The organism is Westiellopsis prolifica IICB1, assembly GCF_004323185.1.
In the GTDB taxonomy this organism is placed as follows: Bacteria; Cyanobacteriota; Cyanobacteriia; order Cyanobacteriales; family Nostocaceae; genus Pelatocladus; species Pelatocladus prolificus_A.
This window is the reverse complement of the sequence record NZ_NAPS01000001.1, coordinates 3,193,172-3,217,847: the sequence shown is the minus strand read 5'-3', so window position 1 is coordinate 3,217,847 and position 24,676 is coordinate 3,193,172. Positions and strand designations below refer to the sequence as shown.

Annotated in this window: 14 protein-coding genes; 8 read left to right on the top strand and 6 right to left on the bottom strand. The window is 40.1% G+C overall.

The genetic code is table 11. The features are described 5' to 3' along the window. The first annotated feature begins 6 nt into the window (after positions 1-6). The 4 genes from B4U84_RS13170 (at position 7) to B4U84_RS13155 (ending at position 11,549) form a co-directional block, all read left to right on the top strand. Positions 7-2,622, top strand: a complete 2,616-nt coding sequence (locus B4U84_RS13170; protein WP_131118399.1) for a LamG-like jellyroll fold domain-containing protein — start codon at positions 7-9, stop codon at positions 2,620-2,622. Between the two features lie 388 nt (positions 2,623-3,010). Then, on the top strand, positions 3,011-5,233 hold the full coding sequence (locus B4U84_RS13165; protein WP_131118397.1) for a ComEC/Rec2 family competence protein: 2,223 nt from the start codon (positions 3,011-3,013) through the stop codon (positions 5,231-5,233). Positions 5,234-5,249: 16 nt separating this feature from the next. Next, positions 5,250-9,605, top strand: coding sequence for a DUF6603 domain-containing protein (locus B4U84_RS13160; RefSeq protein ID WP_131118395.1), 4,356 nt, complete (start codon positions 5,250-5,252; stop codon positions 9,603-9,605). A 21-nt stretch (positions 9,606-9,626) separates the two neighbouring features. After that, on the top strand, positions 9,627-11,549 hold the full coding sequence (locus B4U84_RS13155) for a hypothetical protein (RefSeq protein WP_131118393.1): 1,923 nt from the start codon (positions 9,627-9,629) through the stop codon (positions 11,547-11,549). A 7-nt stretch (positions 11,550-11,556) separates the two neighbouring features. Here the strand turns inward: B4U84_RS13155 and B4U84_RS13150 are convergent, their stop codons facing one another. Both B4U84_RS13150 and B4U84_RS13145 read right to left on the bottom strand, forming a co-directional pair. Then, on the bottom strand, positions 11,557-13,248 hold the full coding sequence (locus B4U84_RS13150; RefSeq protein WP_131118391.1) for a potassium channel family protein: 1,692 nt from the start codon (positions 13,246-13,248) through the stop codon (positions 11,557-11,559). Positions 13,249-13,364: 116 nt separating this feature from the next. Further along, complete coding sequence (locus B4U84_RS13145; RefSeq protein WP_131118389.1) at positions 13,365-13,904, bottom strand: GAF domain-containing protein; 540 nt, start codon at positions 13,902-13,904, stop codon at positions 13,365-13,367. 288 nt (positions 13,905-14,192) lie between these two features. Here B4U84_RS13145 and B4U84_RS13140 point away from each other — a divergent pair, with 288 nt between their 5' ends. Together B4U84_RS13140 and crtB are read left to right on the top strand one after the other, a co-directional pair. Then, entirely contained in the window at positions 14,193-15,344 is a 1,152-nt protein-coding gene (locus B4U84_RS13140; RefSeq protein ID WP_131118387.1) for a DegT/DnrJ/EryC1/StrS family aminotransferase, read from the top strand. Positions 15,345-15,413: 69 nt separating this feature from the next. After that, entirely contained in the window at positions 15,414-16,298 is an 885-nt protein-coding gene (crtB, locus tag B4U84_RS13135; protein WP_131118385.1) for a cyanoexosortase B, read from the top strand. A 5-nt stretch (positions 16,299-16,303) separates the two neighbouring features. On the opposite strand, the gene crcB is transcribed toward crtB, so the two are convergent. Then, positions 16,304-16,717 carry a fluoride efflux transporter CrcB gene (gene crcB / locus B4U84_RS13130; RefSeq protein WP_131118383.1) on the bottom strand — a complete coding sequence of 138 codons (414 nt, stop codon included), beginning with the start codon at positions 16,715-16,717 and terminating at the stop codon, positions 16,304-16,306. Positions 16,718-16,792: 75 nt separating this feature from the next. On the opposite strand from crcB, the gene msrA reads away from it, so the two are divergent. Both msrA and B4U84_RS13120 read left to right on the top strand, forming a co-directional pair. After that, positions 16,793-17,449, top strand: a complete 657-nt coding sequence (gene msrA / locus B4U84_RS13125; RefSeq protein WP_131118381.1) for a peptide-methionine (S)-S-oxide reductase MsrA — start codon at positions 16,793-16,795, stop codon at positions 17,447-17,449. Between the two features lie 535 nt (positions 17,450-17,984). Then, a complete protein-coding gene (locus B4U84_RS13120; RefSeq protein ID WP_044451181.1) occupies positions 17,985-18,782 on the top strand; it encodes an SDR family NAD(P)-dependent oxidoreductase in 798 nt (265 codons plus the stop codon). 70 nt (positions 18,783-18,852) lie between these two features. On the opposite strand, the gene B4U84_RS13115 is transcribed toward B4U84_RS13120, so the two are convergent. The 3 genes from B4U84_RS13115 to B4U84_RS13105 all read right to left on the bottom strand — a co-directional run bounded on the left by B4U84_RS13115 (position 18,853) and on the right by B4U84_RS13105 (position 24,533). Then, on the bottom strand, positions 18,853-20,052 hold the full coding sequence (locus B4U84_RS13115) for a serine/threonine protein kinase (protein WP_131118379.1): 1,200 nt from the start codon (positions 20,050-20,052) through the stop codon (positions 18,853-18,855). Between the two features lie 242 nt (positions 20,053-20,294). Further along, entirely contained in the window at positions 20,295-21,368 is a 1,074-nt protein-coding gene (gene rfbB, locus B4U84_RS13110) for a dTDP-glucose 4,6-dehydratase (RefSeq protein WP_131118377.1), read from the bottom strand. A 159-nt stretch (positions 21,369-21,527) separates the two neighbouring features. Next, positions 21,528-24,533, bottom strand: a complete 3,006-nt coding sequence (locus B4U84_RS13105; RefSeq protein WP_242677618.1) for a pentapeptide repeat-containing protein — start codon at positions 24,531-24,533, stop codon at positions 21,528-21,530. Between the last annotated feature and the right edge of the window lie 143 nt (positions 24,534-24,676).

Below are 24,676 nucleotides of genomic sequence, written 5' to 3'. Positions count from 1 at the left end.
AAAATCATGAGCAATGGTAACGATAATTTAATTCTGCATCTCAAGTTAGATGAAATTGTCAATAATCAAGCCCTCGACAGTTCTAATTCTCAAAACAATGCAACAGTCACAGGAGGAGTTAGACTTATTCCTGATGACACATTTGGCAGTTGTCTTTATTTTGATGGCGTGAATGGTGAGGTTGTGGTCGCTCCTTCAAAATTTGCCACAGTAACTAATACCTTTACCATGAGTATGTGGGTAATGCCGAACACAACTATCGGTAACGCTACCCAAGCAACAACAGGTACAACAGGGGTAAGCGGACAAAGGTATGCTATTTATCCTAATCATGGGACAAATACCTATGGTCAAGGAGCCGCAGGCACAGGGATTTCTGTGGGGACGAATGGAGTGAATGTCTATGAACACGCAAACTCCTATCTCCCGCCTTTATTAGTGTGGCAAGGCAATGGCAATTTGAGTTCTAGCGACTGGAGCCATATTGCAGTAGTCTATACCAATAAACAACCATCTTTGTATGTCAATGGCAAACTGATGAAGACTGGCTTAACCAGTCAACAAACAAGTATTTATCCTTCTGCTGCCATTGGAGGTGGACAATATGGTCATTTCCCAGGCAAAATTGCCAATGTTCGTATCTACAATAAAGCTTTATCCCCTGAAGATATTCAAAGGGATATGGATAATGATTTAAGTGCGATCGCTTCTTTTAACAAAACCCATCCCCTTGATTTTAATTTGTATGAGGGAGAAAATAAAGAGCCAGTCATCTTTATTGAAAATGGTACAAAGGGACAAGAACTGGTCTTTGAAATCTGCAATAATTCAGGGCAATCAATTAATTTGCCTTCAAAAAGTGGAGTAGTAGGGAGAGATAATTATCATTTTGAATTGAGATTTAGACCAGATACTTTATCTCCTACATCTTTACAGGAATTAGTTTTAGCTCAGAAAGAGAATTGGAGTATGAGTTCTCCTGTTTCTCAAGCTGATGGTACAGTTTCTCTATATTTCCTAACAACTAATAATCAAGCTTTAGTGGCGAATCAAACCGTAACTTTAACCCTTCAACAGATTAATGGTGCAGCAGATGGAGGTGCAAGAACAACCAGAGCAGAATTACTGTGTCCACAATTTAGCTATCAGGGCGAAAACCTGAGTAACTACTATCGGGAAAAGTCTCTCAGTATTATTAACCATCGGGGCAAGAAAAATATCCCGCTTCATGTAGGTTTTATAGGATCTAATCGCATTTTAAATGATGGCAAAGAACAGACATTAACACTCCAAATTAATAACGTCTTAAAGGGTGAAATCATTGATTTCAATCCTAAAAATAGCCCAAATCCTTCTCGGTTAATTCTCTACTTTGATGTTGATACAGATTGGGGTTTGGGAACTAAATCTCAGGTGCAAAATATAGGAATTACAGTTAAAGATTGGCAGCCAGGAGGACAAGTCGAACAAGACTGGGATATACATCTCGAAACACAGACAGTACCAACTGTAGCAGTTGAAGGACTATCAGCTCCTTATTGGGTGTTAACCCATCAAAATGTAACAGAACCAAGATTAGCGGCAGGACATACTATCCAAATTACTTTAAATATTCAGTCTTTTTCTAGTGTGTTGGGTCAAACTAATCTCTATCTGCGTTACGAAAATATTCCAGGTTATTGGGATGGAACTTTTGTTTGTACCATCGAAAAATCACCTGTTTTGTTTGCTCAAAATGGTAACGTTGGTATTGGCATTTCAAATCCAAAAAACAAATTAGATGTTAACGGTGGTGCTGTCATTGGAAATACCTATGCTGGAACTACAACTGCTCCTGTCAATGGTCTTTTAGTAGATGGTAACGTTGGTATTGGGATTTCAAGTCCAGGGGCAAAGTTGCAGGTTATTAATACCAATCAAGATGCTGCTAATGGCACTACCTTAATTCTTGGTCCAAAGGATCAATCTAACCTGCGATTAGGATACCACCAAGATTATAGCTGGATTCAATCTCATGGAAGCAAGCCATTAGCGATCAATCCCATTGGTAATAACGTAGGTATTGGTATTTCAAATCCAAAAAACAAATTAGATGTTAAAGGTGGTGCTGTCGTTGGAAATACTTATGCGGGAAGTAGAACTGCTGATGCTAACAGTCTTTTAGTAGAAGGTACGGTGACAGCGACAAAGTTTGTCGGTGAAGGTGCTTTTGTAACCGGCATGATTATTATGTGGAGTGGAAGCGTTGACCAGATTCCTACTGGTTGGGCTTTATGTGATGGCAAGAACAATACACCTGATTTATCTGGTAAATTCATAGTTGGTTACAAAAAAGACGATACATCCTATGGAAAAATAGGCAATGCCGGAGGTGCTGAAAGTGTTACTTTAACTGAAAGCCAAATTCCTTCTCATTCGCATTCAGGCAAAACAGATACTCAGCAATTTAATTTGCTCTTGGGGGCGGGACTGGGAGGTGCTAACTCTTTAGCAAGGGTAAACCGCGAGGGCGAAGTTGGTATACCTCATAGTCATTCATTTACAACTGATAAATCAGGTGGAGGTAAGGCCCATGAAAATCGTCCGCCTTACTATACTTTGGCCTATATTATCAAAAAGTGATTTTAACAAGAGTAACCACTCTTAATTAACCCTTCATTATATAGGGTAGAAGTAATCAAAATTGGAAAGCGATCGCACTCTATCTCAACCTTAATTCAGATACATAGATACATAGAACCGGAAAAGCGATCGCTCAATCAATTCTCACTGATTACAAAAAGGAGATGTAGACAATGAGTGAAATAAAACTGGAGCGATCATAACAGCAAAATAGAAGAGGTGAATCCTCACACTTTTTAAATTAGGGCGTGTTTTAAAACTTGCTTGAAGAGATGATAATTTGAGGATTTTTGTGTTTGCAAACTGGTTATGATTTTTCCACCGTACTGTCAAGATGAATTGACAGAGCGACAGCAGTTTTAAGCTAGTTAAAAAGGAGAAAACAACTATGCCTTGGAGTTTAGAAATTCATCACATCGATCTTGGTACTTCAGGAGACTCAACTGTCGTAGTTGCTCGCGAGAATAACATTATTCGTAAAACAGTATTAATTGATGGTGGAAAAGCCAGATCAGCAGATATTGTTCATACCTACTTGACTAACACGATAGGAGTCAATCAAGTTAACGTTATTATCGTTACTCACTTTGATGAAGATCACTTTGCTGGCATTATATCTTTACTGAATCGTAGAGGCACTAATATTTATGACAATGCAATTATTTACGATCCCGGCCGACCTCCTAACCGCAGAGAATATTTCTCAAGAAAAAGAGATCGCGATGGAAATTCCATCCCTGCTGTTGACTATTCAAAATATATAGACGCCATTGCTGCAAAGCCACACATAACGCGAACTACACAAAATGTGAATAGCTTTGACCTTGTTGATTATGATGCTAATAATCTAGCCACAATTCCATATCCTCCTGGTCTTTATCCTAATTTTCTGCAACCACATTGGTTGATTAACAAAGAACTAATGTGGGGAAATGGAAGTGATGGAATTGCTCCTCATCCAGCTTTTGCTTCTGTGGTTCCTGCTGGTGCTCCAACAATTACCTGTATTGCTGCTAATAAGTACGTTTTACAACATGATAACACTCTTCGCTATGTCTCGGATTTGAACATTTTCAATGGTCCTAGGATGAGTGATGCTGATATTGCTAAGTATGAGAATGGTTACCCTAGACCCAACGATAATCCTAAGAGTCTTGGACTTTTAATTGAATTTAACAATTTTCGATACTATGTCGCTGGGGATCTTGAACAAGTTCAAGAGGATGGTTACATAAATCGTAACGCTATTGGCACACCTTTCCAGTCAGGTGTAAAAGACAGAGTAAACAATGCAAATAACATGGCAGGGCGAATTCTAGCGATGAAGACAAGCCATCATGGAGCGAATACCGCTTCGTCTCGAATTTTCATTAACCAGTTGCGACCCAGTGCGGCAATCCTCTCTGTCTCAAAGCCCAATCGACAGTATAGCCATCCATCACAGCGTGCCGTTAATATTCTTGATGGCTATCCAGAGCAGCCTGTTCTCGGAGATATCAATAATGATTTAGAACATCCGCCACAGCCACCGCCACCCCCCCAACGCCCTGTCCGCTACTATCTAACTGGATACCAAAATCCAGATGATAATCCACCTACAGGATTTGGGGGCGATGCTTCAATAACAGCAGGCAACCCAGCTTTAAATGTTCCGGGGCATATCAAGTTAACAGTCTCAGAGCAGCAATCACTCCGACCTAGGGAAGGACAAATTTTTCGAGGGGTGAAGGCAGCCACTCAACATACTGCTCAAGCTGTTGGTATAAATTTGACACCAGCAGCAATTGACGATATTGCGGATAAAGGAGCTGTCTATGGAGCCGCCGTTGCTGTGGCTGTTGCGGTTGGTGCACCTATAGCAGCAGCAACTCAAGCACTGGAAGCTACCGCCTGGGTTGGCCTTGCTGGCGGTCTTGGCGTTATTGAAGCAGCTTTTAACAGGCTCAATGGAGGTGGCGATGCAAAGGCGGTAAGCGATGCTGCTACAAGGGTAGACCGAGGAAACCGAGTGAATCAGGTGGGACGTGGTGCTGCTGCTGCGATTGGAGCAGCGATGACTCGCGATAGCGCAACTGCTATAGATGATAACTTTATTGCTATAAGCAATGCAGCAACTAGAGCAGGGGCAACTGCTGCTGCGGGTTATGCAGCAGCAGTTGCAGCTAGTATTGTCCTGAATACCCCAAATATGGGGGCTGATGATGCAGGTTATACCGTTGCTGCTGCTTTTGGTGCAGTTGCAGGAGGGGCGACTGTTGCTCAAGGGGCGGCGATCGCTGCTGCCATTGCTGCAACTGTGGCCGTTGTTGATGGTGAAACTACAGCAAGGGTAACCACTAGGGCGGCAATGGCTGCTAATATGCCCGCAGGACAAGCGGCACTTGCTGGATCTGTAGCAAGTGCTTCCTACTGGGAAGGAGCTCTCAATTACGTATACAACGGCGTTAAGTACGCTCTCATGGAAGCTAATTTTGCTGGTCTATTAGCTGTGTATACAGCTAATGCTGCCCTGAAAGCAGCCACCATTCCTGCTGCTGATTTGTTTAACATTCGGTTTCGATACAGAGGTAATAACGGGGTCACTGAAAACGAGAACTTTCTTCATATTTAATAACATCTAGGATATTATGGAAGGCATTACATCTTTAACCACACTCAAGCAGCGACTTGATCAAGAAACCCAAAATGGCAATCTCTCGTTAAAAACGGATAACAGCGCCTCACAACATCTCACCCAGTTTTTGGCAACTCTACCTAACCAACAAATTGTTTTATCTAATGTTAGCTCGACCATTAACGATACTGCTCAAATCCTGACGATTGCGGGCGGTGCTGATGAAGATTGGCTTATTCTCGGAACCGCTAATGAAAGCCTTCATATTTACCAAGTCAGTCTAATTTATACTCAAGTTGGTGGGATATTTGAGACCATCTTAAATGTTGAAGGCACTTTAACGGTAGGTCGAGCCTCTTTGATCGTGACTGGCTTGCTTGAAGGTAACAATCAAATTAGGTGTCAGATCAAGCAACCACAGTCAGTTAACACTATAGGATTAATAGAAATTGCGAATTTCATCAGTCATAACTACTTAGCAGCCGATTTACCTACCGAAGTGGATCTGTTCACGGGTCAAGTGCCACTGACCGCACTCGATTTTTCATTCGGCTTTTCTCGATCTGCCGCTACTCGCTTTATCTTTACTTCCGATCTGAATGCTTCTTGGAAAATCGTTGACAAACTTGCCTCTTTAGAAAGAGTTGGCATTACGCTTACTTCTGAACACACTTTTAGATCTGGAGCAGGCTTTCAGTCCAGAGTCGGTGGCAATATCCACGCCTATCTATTAATTGAGCAAGAATTTGCAGTCTCTTTAGCACTGCAAGGACAGTATAACTGGGAAATTGGCGTCATTCCAGCTGATGGTAATGTACTGCCTGGATTAGCCACCTTAGCTGACTTAATCGGAGGCGAGGCCTTACAGAAAAGTGTTGAAAGTGGTTTGAAAACACTAGGGTTGGGAGCGATCGCCATTGATGGGGTCTATCTAAAGGTGGATTTGAAAGCAGCAACCTTGCGATCAGTTGCTATACACGGTCATATTACGGTTGAAGAGATAACTTTCAACATTGAGGCTTACTTACCTAATTTTGAATTTCATGGTCGTCTTTCTCCTAATAGTCCTATTCATCTAAAAGCTTTAATAAATAAGTATTTTATTGTTACTGATACTTTTCCTGAGATTGATATTAATGTTCTTAGTATTGGGGCGCAGCCAGGAATAGGAAAATACAGTTTATATGCCTCAATTATGAGCAACTGGACTTTAAAAATTGGAGATATTAATCTCATTTTTAAAGAATTTGACCTTCAGATCACAAAACAAATAGAGGGAGTAACTGGCTCAATTGGGGGGGTACTTGAGTTAGCGGGAGTAGAATTATATACAAGTGCTGAATATTTAGAAATTGGAGGTGGCTGGGAATTTTATTCTAGCACGGAAGATAATAAAGAAATGCCCATTGGTGAACTGATTGAAAAGTTGGTTCAACTGTTTGGGGAAGTCACCTTGCCAACAGCACTTGTAGAGTTGAAAATAATTAATTTTCATGTTTCATTTAATACTAATAGTAAAAATTTTACTTTTACCTGCAAGTCTAAATTTCCAATCGATACTCAAGAAGTAGATATTACAGTAAATATTAATATCATCCAACAACAAGACGGTTCTTATAAAAAACACTTTGACGGTTATATCACCATTGGCAGCTTAAAATTTGCTCTTATTTTCGATACAGATCAAACCTCCACCACCTTCCTTGCTGCTTACCACGATGAACAAACTATCAGTGTTAAAGAACTGATTGGTTATATTTATCCAAATCTCCAAAATGAGATTCCCGAAGGGCTAGAAATTAGCCTGAAAGATGCCCTGTTTGCCTATTCTAAACAACCAACACTAACTAATTTTCTCTTTGGCTTAAATATTGGTAGTGGAATCAACCTCTCTAACCTCCCGTTAGTCGGTCAAGAATTCCCGCCAAATCAAACTATTAAATTGTCATTTCAAGTCTTAGTTTCTAAGTCAGACTTCACCACAGACGAGATTAAAAACCTTAACAAACTTTACCCTGAAGGTGGAATTAGCTTACCCCAAGACCAAGCGATTACCAGCAGACTCAGCCTTGCCACCTTAATGCAACTGGGCAACGAAACCCAACAATTGCAATTACCCGTCGCCATCAATCAAACAACTGGTCAACTACAGACAACCACACCCAACATTAATGCCCCATCTTCCCAGGATACGACCCAATGGTTTACACTGCAAAAAAGCTTTGGCTCCGTCCACTTTGAAAGAATCGGTTTAAACTACAAAGATTCAAGAATCTGGGTTTTGCTAGATGCTGGTTTCTCCCTCGCTGGACTTAGCCTCTCCCTGGATGGACTCTCTGTCAACTCTCCCCTCACCACATTTGAACCCCAATTTGACCTCAAAGGGTTAGGCATCGATTACAAAGGTGGAGACACCTTAGAAATAGGCGGCGCATTTTTAAGACAACAAGTTACCAAAAACGGCATAACTTACGATGAATACGATGGTGCTGCTGTCATTAAATTTAATGTCAAAGGCAAAGCCCTAAACCTTTCTGCTATTGGTTCCTATAGCTACATCGAAGGACACCCTTCCCTCTTCATCTACGCCCTACTCAACTATCCCATTGGTGGTCCCTCCTTCTTCTTCGTCACCGGACTCGCCGCAGGTTTCGGTTACAACCGCGCCCTGAAAGTCCCCACCATTGAACAAGTTGCTACCTTCCCCCTGGTTGCTGAAGCGATTAGCCCTCCTCAATCCAGTGACTCCAACTTAGACAAAGCCACACAACTCACCCAAGAACTAGAAAAACTCCGAGAATATATTCCCCCCGAAACCGGACAAATCTTCCTTGCAGTTGGAGTCAAATTCACTTCCTTTAAAACCATTGACTCCTTTGTTCTCCTCACCGTCGCCTTTGGCAATCGTTTTGAACTCAATATCCTGGGCTTATCTACCCTCATTGCCCCTCCAGAAGCAGGCGCAACCCCTGTTGCTGAAGTACAATTGGCACTCAAAGCCAGTTTTCTCCCAGAAGAAGGTTTCCTCGGAATCAGCGCCCAACTCACCCCCAACTCCTATATCCTTTCTAAAGCCTGTCACTTAACTGGGGGCTTTGCCTTTTATAGTTGGTTTGCCCCTAACGAACATGAGGGAGATTTTGTCCTTACCTTGGGAGGCTACCATCCCCGCTTTCAAGTTCCTGAACATTACCCTACAGTTCCTCCCCTCACCCTGAACTGGCAAGTTAACGATGAACTTCAGATCAAAGCCGATGCCTACTTTGCCCTCACTGCTTCCGCTATCATGGCGGGGGGACATCTGCAAGCTACTTGGAATAGTGGTTCTCTAAGTGCTTGGTTTAACGCTGGCGCAGACTTTCTCATGTCATGGAAACCGTATCACTACGATATTTCTATTTATATAGACATGGGAGTTTCCTACACTTTTGAATTCTTTGGTACTCAACACATTACCGTAGAGTTAGGTGCAGATTTACACATCTGGGGTCCAGAATTTTCCGGTCTTGCCCAAATTCATCTTTGGATTATCTCGTTTGATGTTCGCTTTGGTAGCGATGCTTCGCAAGCACCAACCCCGATTGATTGGTCAACCTTCAAAACTTCCTTCCTGCCAGCCAATAATGATATTTGTAGCATTGCAGTGAAAGATGGATTAGTGACGAAAGTCAATCAAAATAAGAAATCAGATTTAGGGGTGATTAATGCCAAAAACTTCTGCTTAGTGACTAATTCAGTGATTCCGGCGAAAAAAGCTGTTTATCAAGAAACCCAGACATCTACTGCATCAAATATAAAAACCGATGGAATTAATGCTAAATTCGGTGTCGGTTCAATGGGAGTAAGTTCAGATAAATTAACTTCAGATTTAATTATTAATATAACAAGAAATGAGATAGCGATAAAGGCGGAGGAATTTGCAGAAGAATTTGCCTGCACACCGATACTAAAAAAAGTACCCGTTGGACTATGGGGAGAATCGTTAACTCCTGATTTGAATGGAGCGCAATTCATTGAAAATGCCTTATCAGGGTTGGAAATAAAGCCGAAAGAACAACACAAAGCTGGAAAAACCCATGCTATTGAGCGCACAAATTTACAATTCACGACTGAGTTAATTAATAATGCTTACAAATGGGGAAATATCGAAGCATTTAAATCAATTCCATTTGATGACAAGAAAACAGAAGAAGAAAATAATAATGCAAGCAAGCAAATAATTAGTGAGAGTATCGTAGACAATACCGTAAAAACGACTAGAGAAAATTTATTGAGAGGACTCAATTTAAATATAGAAGAAATTGATATAAGCAAAACAATTGCCGATGATTTCTTCATCTCACCAAAAATTGCAGAGTTAGTCAAATAATTAGTATTCTAGGATGAAAAAATGGCAGAAACTACCACAAACGAACCCACAAAACTTGAATTTATTCAGTATCATCAGCCAGCCTTAAAAGACGGTAACTATAAAATTACTATTCAACAGAAAATTAGCACCGAACAAATCAATGACTCTTTTACCATCACCAAAACCTTTTCTGTATCAGGAGAACGCTTTAATTTAAAACCCGCAGATATCCATGCTGTATTCCCACCTAATAATAGCTTAGGGGAACATTCCAAAGTTTTACCCCATATTATTCTGAATCGTAGTACCCTTCCTTGGGAACGTCAAGCTGATAATAATAGTATCAATATCCCTTGGTTAGCGCTTCTATTATTTGAAGAAGGAGAGGTAACAGAACCCAAAATTATAACTCTCAAAGCCTTAAAAGATATTAATAGTTATGCTGCTAAATTTCCGAATTTTATCCTAGAAAGTGGACAACTTGATGATGACAAGGTAACGGTTATTGACGTCAAGAAACAATTATTAGCAAAAATATTACCAACTAAAGAAGATTTAGTATATCTCGCTCATGTACGTCAAGGAACAGATAATCAAGGCAATTTAGTTGAGGATGAATTAGCCCTAGCCGTCATTATTTGTAACAGACTCCCTAAAAAAAGTGCGAGAAACACAGTCCATCTTGTTTCTTTAGAAGGACGCTATAACGATAATGGCTTTAATTTTCAAGGTGCGGGAGATAACGATAATATTCGTTTAGTTAGTCTCAAAAGTTGGAGTTTTTCCTGTATAGATGATAAGCAAAGTTTCCAGGCACTATTAACAAATCTCAACCGTGAGCCTAGCACCTTAAGATTACCTAAAGTTGATAATACTGAAGCCGAAAAATATCTGTCAATGGGTTATGTTCCCCTACCGCATTTTTTACGAGAAGGAAGCAAGACTTTTTCCTGGTATCATAGTCCTTTAACAACCGGGAGCAATCCTACTGATAATATCACCTTACCAATTCGTACAGCCGATGAGCTAGTACGCTACAATTCCAATAACGGTATGTTCGATATTTCCTATGCTTCCGCTTGGGAATTAGGACGATTACTAGCTTTGCAGAGTAAAAGTTTTTCTGTCAGTCTCTACAACTGGAAACGCATTCACAAACAAGGACAGATTATTCAAAATACGGAAAACCATTTACCGTTTTATAATAATCAACCTAATACTGAACTACCTGATGCGATCGCATCCTGGTTTACAAACTTAAGTCTTCTCAAAGGTGTTCCCTTTAATTATCTTGTCCCCGATGAAAATCTGTTACCTATAGAATCCATCCGCTTTTTCTGGATCGATCCCCTATGGATAGAATGCTTATTAGATGGAGCATTCAGTATTGGACGAGTAACTTCATCAGATCATAGTCATGATAGTAGCCATAAAGAAAATAATAATAGTCCTGCTGCTAACCCTCATGAAATCGTCACTGGCTTTTTACTACGATCTGATGTAGTAGCAGGTTGGCCTGGTTTAATCATTGATGGTTACAATCAGGTGATCGATAATGATTCCCCTATTTCTGATGAAAATAAACTTCCCTTACTGCGAAAAGAGCGCCTTTCAGCGAATGTATTGATTTGCTTATTTAAAGGAGAAGTAAAAACAGTTGATATTCACCAAAAACCAGAAACATTACATTTTGGACTAGATTTTGATAGTAAAAACAAAACGTTTTCAAAAAAATTAAAAGATTTAAATGGTCAAGAAATAAATATATTGATGGACAATATAAGTTGGAAAAATAACGATGTAACTATCAGAGCGATCAACATCAATCAATTTGCAGCAAATATTAAAGCTAAATTAAACATAAACAACTCATTTACATCCGCCGAGTTTGCTTTAGAGATGATTGAAGGCGTAGAAAAGATTAGATTTAACGAATCTATTCCACTAATACCAGAAAGGTGATAAATTTTCAACTCGCCATCACCTGTGAAGGTGTATAACGCCACAACTGATGCAAACGATTTGCTGGCATTGTTAAGTATAAAATATCGCTAGCACTGAGATTGATTTCCAGTAAATCCCAGCCGTGAATTTCTTGGTTATTTGTCTCCACATATAACGGCACAAAGTCCGCATCCATCGCTGCATCTTTCACCCGTTGCCCACAAAAGGGATGAGAGGGTGTAATTAATGTTGCAAAGGCTACCCACAGACTATCGGCGGTGATCCCATTGCCAAGGATGCGTCCGCCTAAAGCAGCAGCAGCAAAAGCCGGAGCGGCGAGTTCGGCGGGACTAAGAACAGCTTCAAAGTCAAATACCTGTTGTGCCATCCGGGCAAAGTCTGGATCGGCGTAATGGACAATCACTGGTACTTTGGCCGTGATGGCTTTGGCTTTGAGAGCAATTTCCATGTTTGTGGCGTCGTCGTTGGTGACAGCGATGAGTGCAGATGCATTTTCTAAGTTACTCACTTTGAGAATTTCGGCAAAGCTACCATCACCATGAATGACGGGAATACCCAATCCTCGCGCAGTGTTGACAAATCTGTTGTTGGTATCGCGCTCAATAACTATAACCTCGTGTCCACTACTGTGGAGTTGCTGAACAATTTTAATTCCAATTCCTCCCAAACCACAGACAATATAATGATGGCGATGGGGAATACGGGCTGCGTCTAAGAATTGTTTGAAGCGACTACCCAAAACAAAATCGTTCAGTAAAGCATAGAAAAGACCAATTACCGCAGCTCCTACCAGCATCATCAACACGGTAAATAATCTCACACTCGTGGGAGCCTGTTCGATAACTTGATCATTACCGCCCGCCCCCGTAATCATACCGACAGCAAAATAAAGAGCATCAACAATAGAAACAGTTCTTTCAGTGGAAGTGTAGATGAGTGTGGCGATCGCAATAATCACCAGCAACACCAAAGACATCATTACCACCGCTTGAGCATGTTTCTGAAACTGTCGCAAACTGGTAAACACTTTCAGCAGTTTGGCAATCATTGATCTGCGAATGCTACGCACGCGGGGTTGAGTTCCCACAATTAAGCGATCGCCTACTTTTAATTTATGTCCCGTAACTACGGCAGATACTAAATCCACCTCGCCTTCTGCTGGCATATAGTAAATCAGCATCCGTGTCTGATCATTCCACAATTCGCTGAGTTTGCGATCGCGCCACGGGTGATCTTCATCTATATATTCTTCGTGAATTGGCCAAGTTTGCTGAAACAGCTTGATTTGTCCGATTGCTTCACTTCCCAACGCCGCAAAAGTAAATACAGGTGCTGCTAATCCCGCAACACTCATAGTTAAATGTTCTGGAACCGCATGATCCAGGCGTTCCCCTAAACTGGTGTTAAAAAAGCGATTGATAATCCGAATGCGCGGATTTAGTACCCGCGCTTGCATCATAATTCGTAAATTGAGTGCATCGTCACCTCCAGCGATCACCAAGGTGTGCGCCTGCTGAATTCCAGCTGCTTTGAGGGTGCTAGCTGCGTGCAGATCGCCGACAATGACATCTCCTGCTCTCTCGCCTGGAACTGGTTTATGATGAATGCCGATGACTAAGGCCCCTTGTTGTCTCAGCAAACGAAAAACTTTATATCCAGTGCGTCCTAAACCACAGACAATTATTCGAGGTTTCATGAATTAGCAGCATGATGTGCAGAAAAGCTGCATATGTAAAACTAAATATTATTTAAATTTTTGCCTGATTCTCAAGAATCGAACTGTAGCTGACAACACGATCAGTCAAATTGGGACTAACTCTGGTGAATACAAGGTGCTGTTGCCAAAATTTGCGCCTCTGTTAGCATCAGTTCAATATCTGATTGTAACCACTGACGAGGGGCTTGACAGTGATGCGCCACTAATAGTCCCCATAATCCTTTGGGAGTCAAGATAGGTACAACTAAGTTTGCACGAACCTTCAATTGGCGCAGAAAATCTCGGTGACAAGTAGCAATTGCTTCTGATTCAATGTCAGGAATTGCTCTGACCCTTCCTGCCAAATATAGTGCAGCATACTCATCATTAAAACAACCATCAGGTCCTGTTGAACCTAAGATAGAAAATTCATCAGAACTCAAAGCTTCAAAAGTCACTTGTCCGTGCCACTGATAGTAAAAGTAATACAAAACCACGCGATCGACTTGAAGCGTTTCTCGGAGACGGTTTGTCGTTTCTATAACTAACGCGTCCCGCTCCATTGTTCCAATTAGGCGCTCAAGTACTTTTTGCAAACCGCGATTACGATCCACTGTGACACTATGGTTAAATTCTGGGTTTGAATGACTTTGCACTGGTCTGCAATAACAAGTGATTGACAGTTTTTTACCATGCCACATAGGGCTGGTGATTCTCTTAACTTACCGTTATAAATTCCTGACTCAACGAGATGACATAAATTCTTAAGAATCTATAAGACAGATTTAAAACTGACACCTTAAATCCCTAATTTCGGATCTCCGATCCCCGGACTTCTCAGTTAGAATCCGATTCTACATGGGTAACATAACACTAACGAGAATGGAGAACAAGAAAGAAAAATAACTATTTGATTTGGAAAAATTTTTTGAGTGTTAGTGAAAATGAATATACCAATAACAATCCCTTTTGTAGATCTGAATTTACAACACCAACCGATTCAAAATCAATTGCAACAAGCAATTCAAGCAGTATTAGAACAGGGAGATTTTGTTTTAGGAAAAACGCTTTCTGATTTTGAAGCAGCTTTTGCTGTTGCTTCTGGTACAAAATATGGAATTGGTGTTGCATCTGGAACTGATGCGATCGCTCTCGGTTTACAAGCTTGTAATATCGGTGCTGGCGATGAGGTTATTTTACCAGCTAATACTTTTATCGCCACACTAATTGGTGTGTTACGTACAGGGGCAAAACCAATTTTAGTAGATTGCGATCCTCATACAGCTTTAATTGATTTAGAAGCAGCAGCAAAAGCAATTACATCAAAAACAAAAGCAATAATTCCCGTACACCTTTATGGTCAAATGGTATCACCAAAACAGTTATTAGACTTGGCTGATACCTACAAAATCCTCATTTTTGAAGACGCTGCTCAAGCACATTTAGCTGAACGAGAAGGATATCGCGCTGGTTCAGTAGGTATAGCAGCAGCTTTTAGTTTTTATCCCAGCAAAAATTTAGGAGCATTTGGAGATGGGGGAATACTCTTAACGCGAGATCAACAAGTAGCTGAAAAAATGGTAAAGTTGCGAAATTATGGTGCATCGCGCAAGTATTTTCACACAGAAATTGGAACCAATAGCCGCTTAGATACCATCCAAGCTGCTGTACTGCACCAAAAATTACCATACCTCAAAAATTGGAATGGCGATCGCCTTAACATTGCCAAAATTTACGATGCAGAACTAGCACCCTTCGCCACAAAAGGTATTATTCCTATTCAAAATCAGAGTGGTGAAGGTCATGTATACCACTTGTATGTGATTAGAGTTTGTGAATTTTGCACCCTAGATCGATGTGTCATTCAAGAACAACTTGCAGCAATGGGAATTCAAACAGCAATTCATTATCCAATTCCTTGTCATCTACAACCAGGATTCTCAAATTTAGGCTATCAAATTGGTGATTTCCCGCAAGCGGAAATATTAGCAAATCAAATCTTATCATTACCCATGTATCCAGGTTTAAGCAACAGCAAAACTCAAAAAATTACGGATGCTATATCCCAGATTTTAACAGTTAATTCTCCCAAATAAACTTTGCTATTTACTTAAAAGGTAGATGAAAAGAATAAATAATAACTAATGACCAATGACAATTGACCAATGACCAAACAAAACATAATTTTACCGAAGTTTTTGAGTTTAGCAATTCTAGGTATTTTAGGATTGCTTTATGCACCTCTATTACTACATTGGCTTGATGGTTGGTTGCATAAAAATATCAGTACAGAACACGAATATTTTAGTCACGGTATGATTGGTTTACCTTTTGCTGTATATATAGCTTGGCTCAAACGTAAACTATGGCAAAGACTACCAAATCATCAACATCCCTTGGGTGTTGTTCTATTATTAATAGGAGGAATTTTCTATCTAAGCGGTATTAGCGAATGGGTTAATCTTTCCTTACCAGCTATAATTTTAGGATTGTGTTTATGGTTAAAAGGTATTCCTGGGTTTAAATTACAAAAATTTCCTTTGCTATTAGTTTTTCTGGCAACACCAACACCACTACCCTATTTAATTTCTCCCTATACCTTCCCTTTACAAAGTTTTATTGCTGGGACTGCGGGTTTTATTCTAAATCAGTTTGGAATGACAGTCATTGTCAATGATATCAATATATATGTGGGAGGAAGAATAGTAGAAGTAGCCCCATACTGTGCAGGATTAAAAATGTTATTTACTACTCTTTATATTGGCTTGATATTACTTTATTGGACAGGTGATTTATCATTTTGTCGTAAGACAGTTTCATTTTTCTTGATAGCAATGTTAATTAGTATTAGCGGCAATATTATTCGCAATACCTTACTAACCTACTTTCATGGTACAAGTAACGAAGCTGCTTTCCATTGGCTACATGATAGTTGGGGTGGCGATATGTTTTCTGCTGTGATGCTTTTGCTATTGATACCAATACTGAATAATCTTGATAATTTCTTCTCTGAATCTGGTGTTATTCAAAAAGAACAAATCAAGACTTAAACACTTTATCTCCAAAATCTAGCCAAAATCACCCCTACTTGGATGCTGATAATTCCCAAGATTGCACTCCCAGCCCAATAAAAAAGCGTTTTTGCCCAATTACCACTATTTAATAGGTTAATAGTATCTAGCCCATAAGTTGAGAAAGTTGTGTAAGCTCCTAAAAATCCTGTTGCTACCAAGAAACGTACTTCTGGAGAGATAATATCTGCTTTATACAAAGTTAAGGTAGTGAAGAATCCCATAAAAAAGCAGCCACTGAGATTAATCACAAATGTGCCATAGGGGAAACTTATACCAAAACGTTGGGTAAACCACACTGTTAGATAGTATCGGCTCAAAGCGCCTGCTATGGCTCCTAAACTAATAGCGATCGCATTTCTTAGAGTTGGTTGTTGGAAAACTTGTAGTAATAACATGATGCAAGCGATCGTTATAATCTTGAAAATATTAAGTAAAGTAAAAATAAGTCTCACATATTAGAGTAAAAGTCAATGGTGCTATTTGGATTTGGTAAAAAATTAACATTGCCTAGCCCTCAAGAAGCTTTACCAGGACGGGCAGAATCGATGTCAGTAAATAACCGTCACTATATACTAGGTAATCCTATCCAATCTCCATTTCCAGAACGCATGGAAATGGCAATTTTTGGGATGGGATGTTTTTGGGGTGCAGAACGTAAGTTTTGGCAACTTCCTGGTGTTTATACTACCGCTGTTGGTTATGCTGCTGGTATCACTCCCAACCCCACCTATAAAGAAGTTTGTAGCGGTATGACTGGTCACAACGAAGTAGTGTTGGTTGTTTATGATCCGAAAGTGATTAGTTACACCGATTTACTTAAAACCTTTTGGGAAAACCATGATCCCACCCAAGGAATGCGCCAAGGTAACGATGTCGGTACACAGTATCGCTCTGGAATTTATGTGTACTCTGAGGAACAAAAAAAGCTAGCTGAAGCTTCGCGGGATCAGTATCAAAAAGCCCTCAGTAGCGCAGGTTACGGTAACATCACTACAGAAATCCTCAGTGCGCCAGAATTTTACTACGCCGAAGACTACCATCAGCAATACTTGGGTAAAAACCCTGGTGGTTATTGCGGTTTAGGAGGAACAAATGTTGCTTGTCCTGTGGGATTAGTTGAATCTTAAATTTGGTATAACAATCTAGCCCTTTCAAGGACTCCTCTCTAACCTCTTGACTCTGTGTTCTCTGTGCCTCTGTGGTTAAATAAAAGACTTTTAAACCACAGAGACGCAGAGGACGCAGAGAAAAAAGGGGTAGAAACTGTAACTTAATTTCTACACATTTGTGTTCAGAACTAGTCTTGAACTATGAGACTGCGATTTCAATCGCAGGCGGGTTTTTTAACATTTGGGATACTCCCGAAAATTATTTAATGATTAAGAATTGTTTAGCAATTCTTATAAAAAAATATTGCTAGTAATTGAGGTAATTGTTAAAGTGTGTATTGGCAATAAAATTGGTAATCCTAGTAACAATCACAGGAGTAAACTATGAGCCATATCCATTCTGCCGATCGCATCAAGAGTTGATTTTCGGCTTTGGATTGTTAGTGCAATTCAAGAATTAACTTTGTCTTACCCTGTACCGTGATGCAGAGAAGTTGTGAAGGTGATCCTATGGTTCAGGTGGAGTAAGACCAGAATTTGGAGGATAAAATCCATGAATATTCAAGGCAAGGTTGCTCTTATTACTGGAGCTTCCCGTGGTATTGGACGTGCTATTGCTCTGGAATTAGCGCAAAAAGGTATGAAACGGCTGATTTTAGTGGCACGCGATCGCCAAAAGTTAGCAGAGGTTGCTCAAGAAATTGAAGCAATGGGTTCAGAAGCTATAATCATGGCGTTAGATTTGACGAAACCAACTTTTGTAAATGTTGCTGTTGCCCAACTTTGGCGTAGTTATGGCCCGATTCACTTGCTAGTCAATTGTGCAGGTGTAGCCTACCAAAACTCATTTTTGCAATCGAAATTACCCCAAGTTCAAGAGGAACTTTCTCTGAATTTATTGGGGACTTATACGCTGACTCATATGATGGCCAGACGTATGGCAAATCGAGAAGAAGGAACAATAGTTAATGTCTCCAGCTTAATGGGAAAAGTTGCTGCACCGACGATGGCGACTTACTCAGCTACTAAGTTTGCACTTTTAGGTTTTACCCAAGCTTTACGCCGCGAACTTGCTCAATACAAGATTCGAGTCATAGCATTATTACCAACTCTGACAGATACCGACATGGTGCGCGATTTAGAGTTATTTCGGTGGATAATGCCGATAACTCCTGAACGAGTAGCTCAAGCATTTGTATGCGGATTACAAAAAGACTCATCGGAAATTTTGGTTGGATGGCAAAGCTATTTAGCAGTTTGGTGTCAGCGTTTTGCTCCTTGCTTGCTGGAGATAATTTTACAAATCTCAACACCCAAAGTTCAATCACACAACCAAGGAATGAAAATATGACTCCACTACACCCCTAAACCATTTTCAAACTAAAATCCCGGATCCCCAATTTCTCTTTTCAAGACAGCTATCACAAAAAAGATGTGAGAAATGCGATCGCAGCTACCCACAAAATAATACTAACAGGTGCGCCAATCAGTAGACCAGCGATCGCCCAACCTCTTTGATGTTCTTTGAAGTGTTGGATACTGCGCCAACGTCTGCTTTTCCAAGCCCATTCATTAGCTTTCGCACCAAGGATAATTGTCATTATCCAACCAATTGATGGGAACAAACATAACAATCCTACCCAAACTTTATTACTCCATAACCACAACCAAGGCATTAAAAATGCACCCCAATTCCAACCAATAATTTCATCAGGAACTGGCTCTTTTGTATTATTAATACCGCAGCCCGAATTGTTGATTGGTTCTGTACGCGCTAGTCCCACTCCGTTATTTTTCACCGACTGATGCAAAATTTGACCAGATTTTAAATAATCTAGCGCTTGTCTGGCAGTAGTAAACCTTTGTTCTGGTACTGGTTCTATCATCTTTTGCAACCAACAGACAAAACTGGGGCTAGCAGTCACTTGATCAGCAAATTGAATTCGCAGATCCGATTGAGGTAACTCAGCTGGAGGAGTACCCGTCAATAAATGAATTAAAGTTGCTCCTAATGCATAAAGATCAGACGGGGGGATCGCCCTTCCTCCATACTGTTCCATCGGTGCGTAACCATAAGTTCCGACTATGGTGAAGGTAACTCCTTCTTTGGCTGCTTTATCTTGAACTGCACCAAAATCAACTAAATAAATATGATTATCTTCTCCCCAAATTAAATTACTCGGTTTGATATCACGATGTAGCACTGCTGGATTTAACTCATGCAACATGATGAGAATCTTTAAAACCTCAACAGCAATCTTGCGGACTTGCTTTTCTGTAAATCTTTGTCTCTGAGCAAGTTTTTCTTTAACAGACTCGCCGGGAATATATTTTTGTACCAAGCCAAACCAGAGTGTGCGGTCATCAATACAAAAATGATCAATATATTGGGGAATCCGAGGGTGATGAAGATGTTGAAGAATTTGGGCTTCTCGCTCAAACAGTTTGAGATCATCCCACTGCACATTACCACCGAAGGCCAGGAGTTTGACGATCACTTGCGAGTTTTCCTGAGCAGAAAATTGTAAATCAGTTGCTAACCAAGTTTGGCGAACTCCGTTATTACCTAGTTGACGTTGGAGTTGGTAACGATTCTGTAATATTTGTTCTACTTGCAGCATTTGTAACCTGCTTTCTCATCAGCCTAGCTCTTCTAATTTAGCTATAACTATAGCAATCCTAAATCATTCGTGAGAGGCGAGATCCCCGACTTCTCTTGCGAAGTCGGGGATCTGGGATTCCGTAGTAAAGACGCGATTTATCGCGTCTCTACAGATGGTCTATTTGTCCCATTCTTTTTTCAAATTGGTATAACTTTCGTTACTCATTTTATTAACATCAAACGTCTTTGATAAACACCTATTTAATTTGCTCGAAAAACATAATTTTTTTGGTAATATGCCTGATACTCTTGTGATAACAGAGGTTTCCACCAGTTTTTATGGTTGAGATACCATGCAACTGTCAGACGCAAACCTTCTGCAACAGTCACTGAAGGTGTCCAACCTAACTGAGTTTGAATTTTAGTAGCATTAATAGCATATCTGCGATCGTGTCCGAGTCTATCTTTGACAAAAGTAATTAAGTTCGCAGCTGGACGCACGGGTAAATCAGGGGCTAATTCATCCATCAGCTGACATAACATCTGCACCAAATTGATATTTTCTACTTCATTATTACCGCCGATATTGTAAGTTTCCCCTGGTATACCACGATGAATTACCACATCTAAAGCACTACAATGATCGCCCACGTAAAGCCAATCTCGGACATTTTTCCCGTCACCGTAAACGGGTAATTCCTTACCAATTAAAGTATTAATACACATCAGGGGAATTAGTTTTTCGGGAAACTGATAGGGGCCATAATTATTAGAGCAATTCGTGATAATTGTTGGTAGCCCATAGGTATGGTGATAAGCACGAACTAAGTGATCGCTACCGGCTTTTGATGCAGAGTAGGGACTATTGGGACTATAGGGAGTAGTTTCACTAAAAGGCGGATCATTGGGATTTAGACTACCGTAAACTTCATCAGTAGAAACATGCAGAAAGCGATAGTTTGTAGGTAAAGAATTTGCTTGCCAGTGTTGACGAAAAGCTTCTAACAGGGTGTATGTACCTACTACATTAGTTTCGACAAAAGCACCGGGGCCTAAAATTGAGCGATCGACATGAGACTCGGCAGCAAAATGAGCAATAGTATCAATATGTTCTGTTTCTAGTAGTTGATCGAGCAACGAGCGATCGCATATATTTCCTTGGACAAAACGAAAATTCTCTTGCTTCTCCAACCCTGCTAAGTTGGCAATATTTCCTGCATAAGTCAAAGCATCTAAAACTACCACCCGATCATCAGGATAATTTTCACACCAATGATGCACAAAATTCGAGCCAATAAATCCCGCACCACCAGTTATTAGTAACCGACGACTCATGTTACTCACTCCTCTTTTCAGTTATCAGTTGCTATTTGTGATATGGCAATCCTATATGATTTGTGAGAATCGCAGAGTTTAGCTCCCCAACTTACTCCAGACTCAATTTCAAGTTATTGGTTTGAGCAACTGCGAAACTCGCTGATGTTATCTGTTTCTTCAAGCGGAAGGCGTAGTATTTGGAGGGAGAGGAGGTTGAGCAGATGAGTTTGCTTGATTAAGCAAACCTTCAGGTACGTTTCGTGCTTTATCCAATCCTCGCACATTCTTCCAGTTTGTATGCTCATCCCAAATAATATTTATGAGGTTAGTGCCTGAGAGGTAAGCGCCATTGAGATTAGCGCGTGAGAGATAAGCACCATTGAGATTAGCATCTTCGAGATTAGCCTGTGAGAGGTAAGCGCCATTGAGATTAGCACGTGAGAGGTAAGTGCCATGAAGATTAGCCTGTGAGAGATTAGCGCCATCGAGGTTAGCACCTTCGAGATTAGCGCGTGAGAGGTTAGCGCGTGAGAGGTTAGCGCCATCAAGATTAGCGCGTGAGAGGTAAGTACCATAGAGGTAAGCGCTATAGAGGTAAGCACCTTCGAGATTAGTACTTGAGAGATTAGCATCTGAGAGGTTAGCGCCTGAGAGGTTAGTGCCTGAGAGGTTAGCGCCTGAGAGGTAAGCGCCTGAGAGGTTAGTGCCTGAGAGGCTAATGCCTGAGAGGTTAGCGCCTGAGAGGTTAGTGCCTGAGAGGTTAGCGCCTGAGAGAAAATAACTAATAGTTGATGAAAAAGCACCTATCGTAACACTGTCGCTGTATCCAATAATCCGAAGCAATCGCAGATCATCAAAATTATCACTATTCTTTTTACCACAAGGATAAAAGACTATTTTATCCTTTAACTCATTTTTAGCTTGGGCATAGCAATGTAATTCTAAAAGTAAAATCATAATATTTAACCCAGCATAAATATCTACTTCTCTCAAATCCAGCGATATTTTTGCTTCTTGGAATTTTTGCATTTGATTTAGAGGTAGATTTTTCGGGTATCCACTAATAAATTTTCCTCGACACCAATCCAGATAAAAATCTTCCAAACGCTCAAATAATTTTAGATATTTAAATTGCTTTTCTGAAGCAAGTAGAGCCATCACATATTTTACGATCTCTAATGTCAATCCACCATAGCCGAGTAAATCATAGATTTCTTCTGATAGCTTGTGATCATCAATGAAAAATGTATCTCGTCTACTTTCAGGGTCTAATCTTACCCATTTTTTCAAAGTTTCTACTATTTTTTGAGCGCACAAAAATTCGCCAAAACTCTTATGAATAAACTCTACAGCACCCTCTATTGATTCAGATGCTTTTGCTGGTCGAAGATAAAATGCTGCTAGCGCATTCCTTAAGGGATTTTCACCAAGATGTTGTTGAGCTTTCTCCAACATCTCTTTTGCTGATTTTTCATTTTTGAGACGTTCCTCGATAGTTTTAATTGCAGTCCATTCTCTCCCAGATTGGGTAACACATAATCCGGCTTCAGTTAAAATAAGTCGCAAGTCTTCTGTATCAAATTCTGTAAGTTGCTGATTAAGCGTTTCAGGACGTTGTTTTGTTAAAACCCAATCTAGTGTTGTTTGATAAATGATGATTTTCGCCTGAGCAGCATTAGCACCATCAAACATTTCAATAGTTAATTCATTATCTCGGTGCATAGCTGCTAAAAGATATAGCAACAGTGGTTCTCGCGCTAATTCTTTAACACGCTCAGGACAATTATCTGCTTTTATAAACTTCTGAAATGCTTCTGCTTTATCTTGTCCAAATAATTTACTCCACTTTTTTAACCATTGGTTTTGGAGTTCGTCATCCATTAAGGCAATTTCTAACCTATTTAAGTTAGTTGGTATGCGATTTTCAATTCCATGTAAAGCCGATTCTCTACCAGTGACTATAAACTGATGCTTGCATCCTGTTTGTGCTTGATAATTTCCTACCTGCTGAAGAAAATCTTCAATTCCTTTGGCTGTTCTTCCTTCAAAACGTAATTCATCAAAACCGTCTAATATAAATAAATATCGAGTATTTCTGTCAGTCAACCAATCATCACGATTAGTAAAGTTTTCTCTGATAGCCGCACGCAGAGTATTTTCAATATTTGTTTTAAAAGCATCTATATCTCTGAGTCGAATTAATATTGGTGTCCAAATTGGGTGAAGATTTTCTCTTACCCAATTTGCAAACATTTTACAGAAGACACTTTTACCTCGCCCTGGTCCTGCTTGAATAAACATGACTTGAGGTTTTTTTTCGGGTTTATACAGTTGCTCTCTTACCCAATCCTCTAAATTAACAGTAGGTTCTTTTCCTTTGGTTTTACCATTGCTATCTAACAACTGAACTGACAGTGACACATAAATTTCAGGAATTGTAAAATCTTCACCGATTACCTTCCATCGTTCAATTAGTATTGGATTAATTGGTGAAGGCGAGATATATTCTCTTAGATAAGACTCTATACTGGCGTATTTTGCATTTGCTCTAATCTCTTGTGCTGCTGTTATGAGCAAATTCAAAACTTGAGCGACATTTTCTGATTCGTAGTCAAAAAGTTGTTTTATATGCTCATAAGTATCCCAAGCAACCCATCCCGTGACAAGAGAAGCTATATCCTGACCAATTTTTTGTGTTTGTAAGTAAGTAGATAACTGTTGATTTAATGCTTGTCCTAGTATTGAGTTGGGAAAATTTCTGACAGCTTCTTCAGCGTGACTATTAGTTAATTCCAGTTCTCCTAATTGATTAAACTGAGATTTAACTTCCTGCTCTGTGATCTCTGCACTAAGCTTTGCTTGTAACCAAACATTTCTTTGTACCAAAGCATTCAAACTATTGAGATAAGCTAATGGGTAAGCAAGCGCCACCCATTTTTCTAACTCTACCTCTTCATTTGTTTGTTCATGCAGTAGTTTTAGTCCTTTTCGAGCAATCCCAACAAATGGTAACGCAGCAGCTACTACTGGTGCTGTTGGGACACTTGCTAGTACACCCAGTGCGATCGCAAATTCTAAGACCGCTTGAGAAACCTCTGCACCCGACTGTACAATATCTCCTGTTTGTTCTAACTGCTGTGGTTTAGAAAAAATACTCTGCCATACCTGCTTAATTTTTACCATTACTCAATTTTGTGTGTGAGAGTTTCTACGGTGTATACACAAATTATAAAATCACTCCAAATCCAGTTGTGCATGTGTATTGTCACGCAGAGTAACCCAAAATTCTCCAGGCTTTGTTGGGTTGAGCGATCGCTCAACCCAAC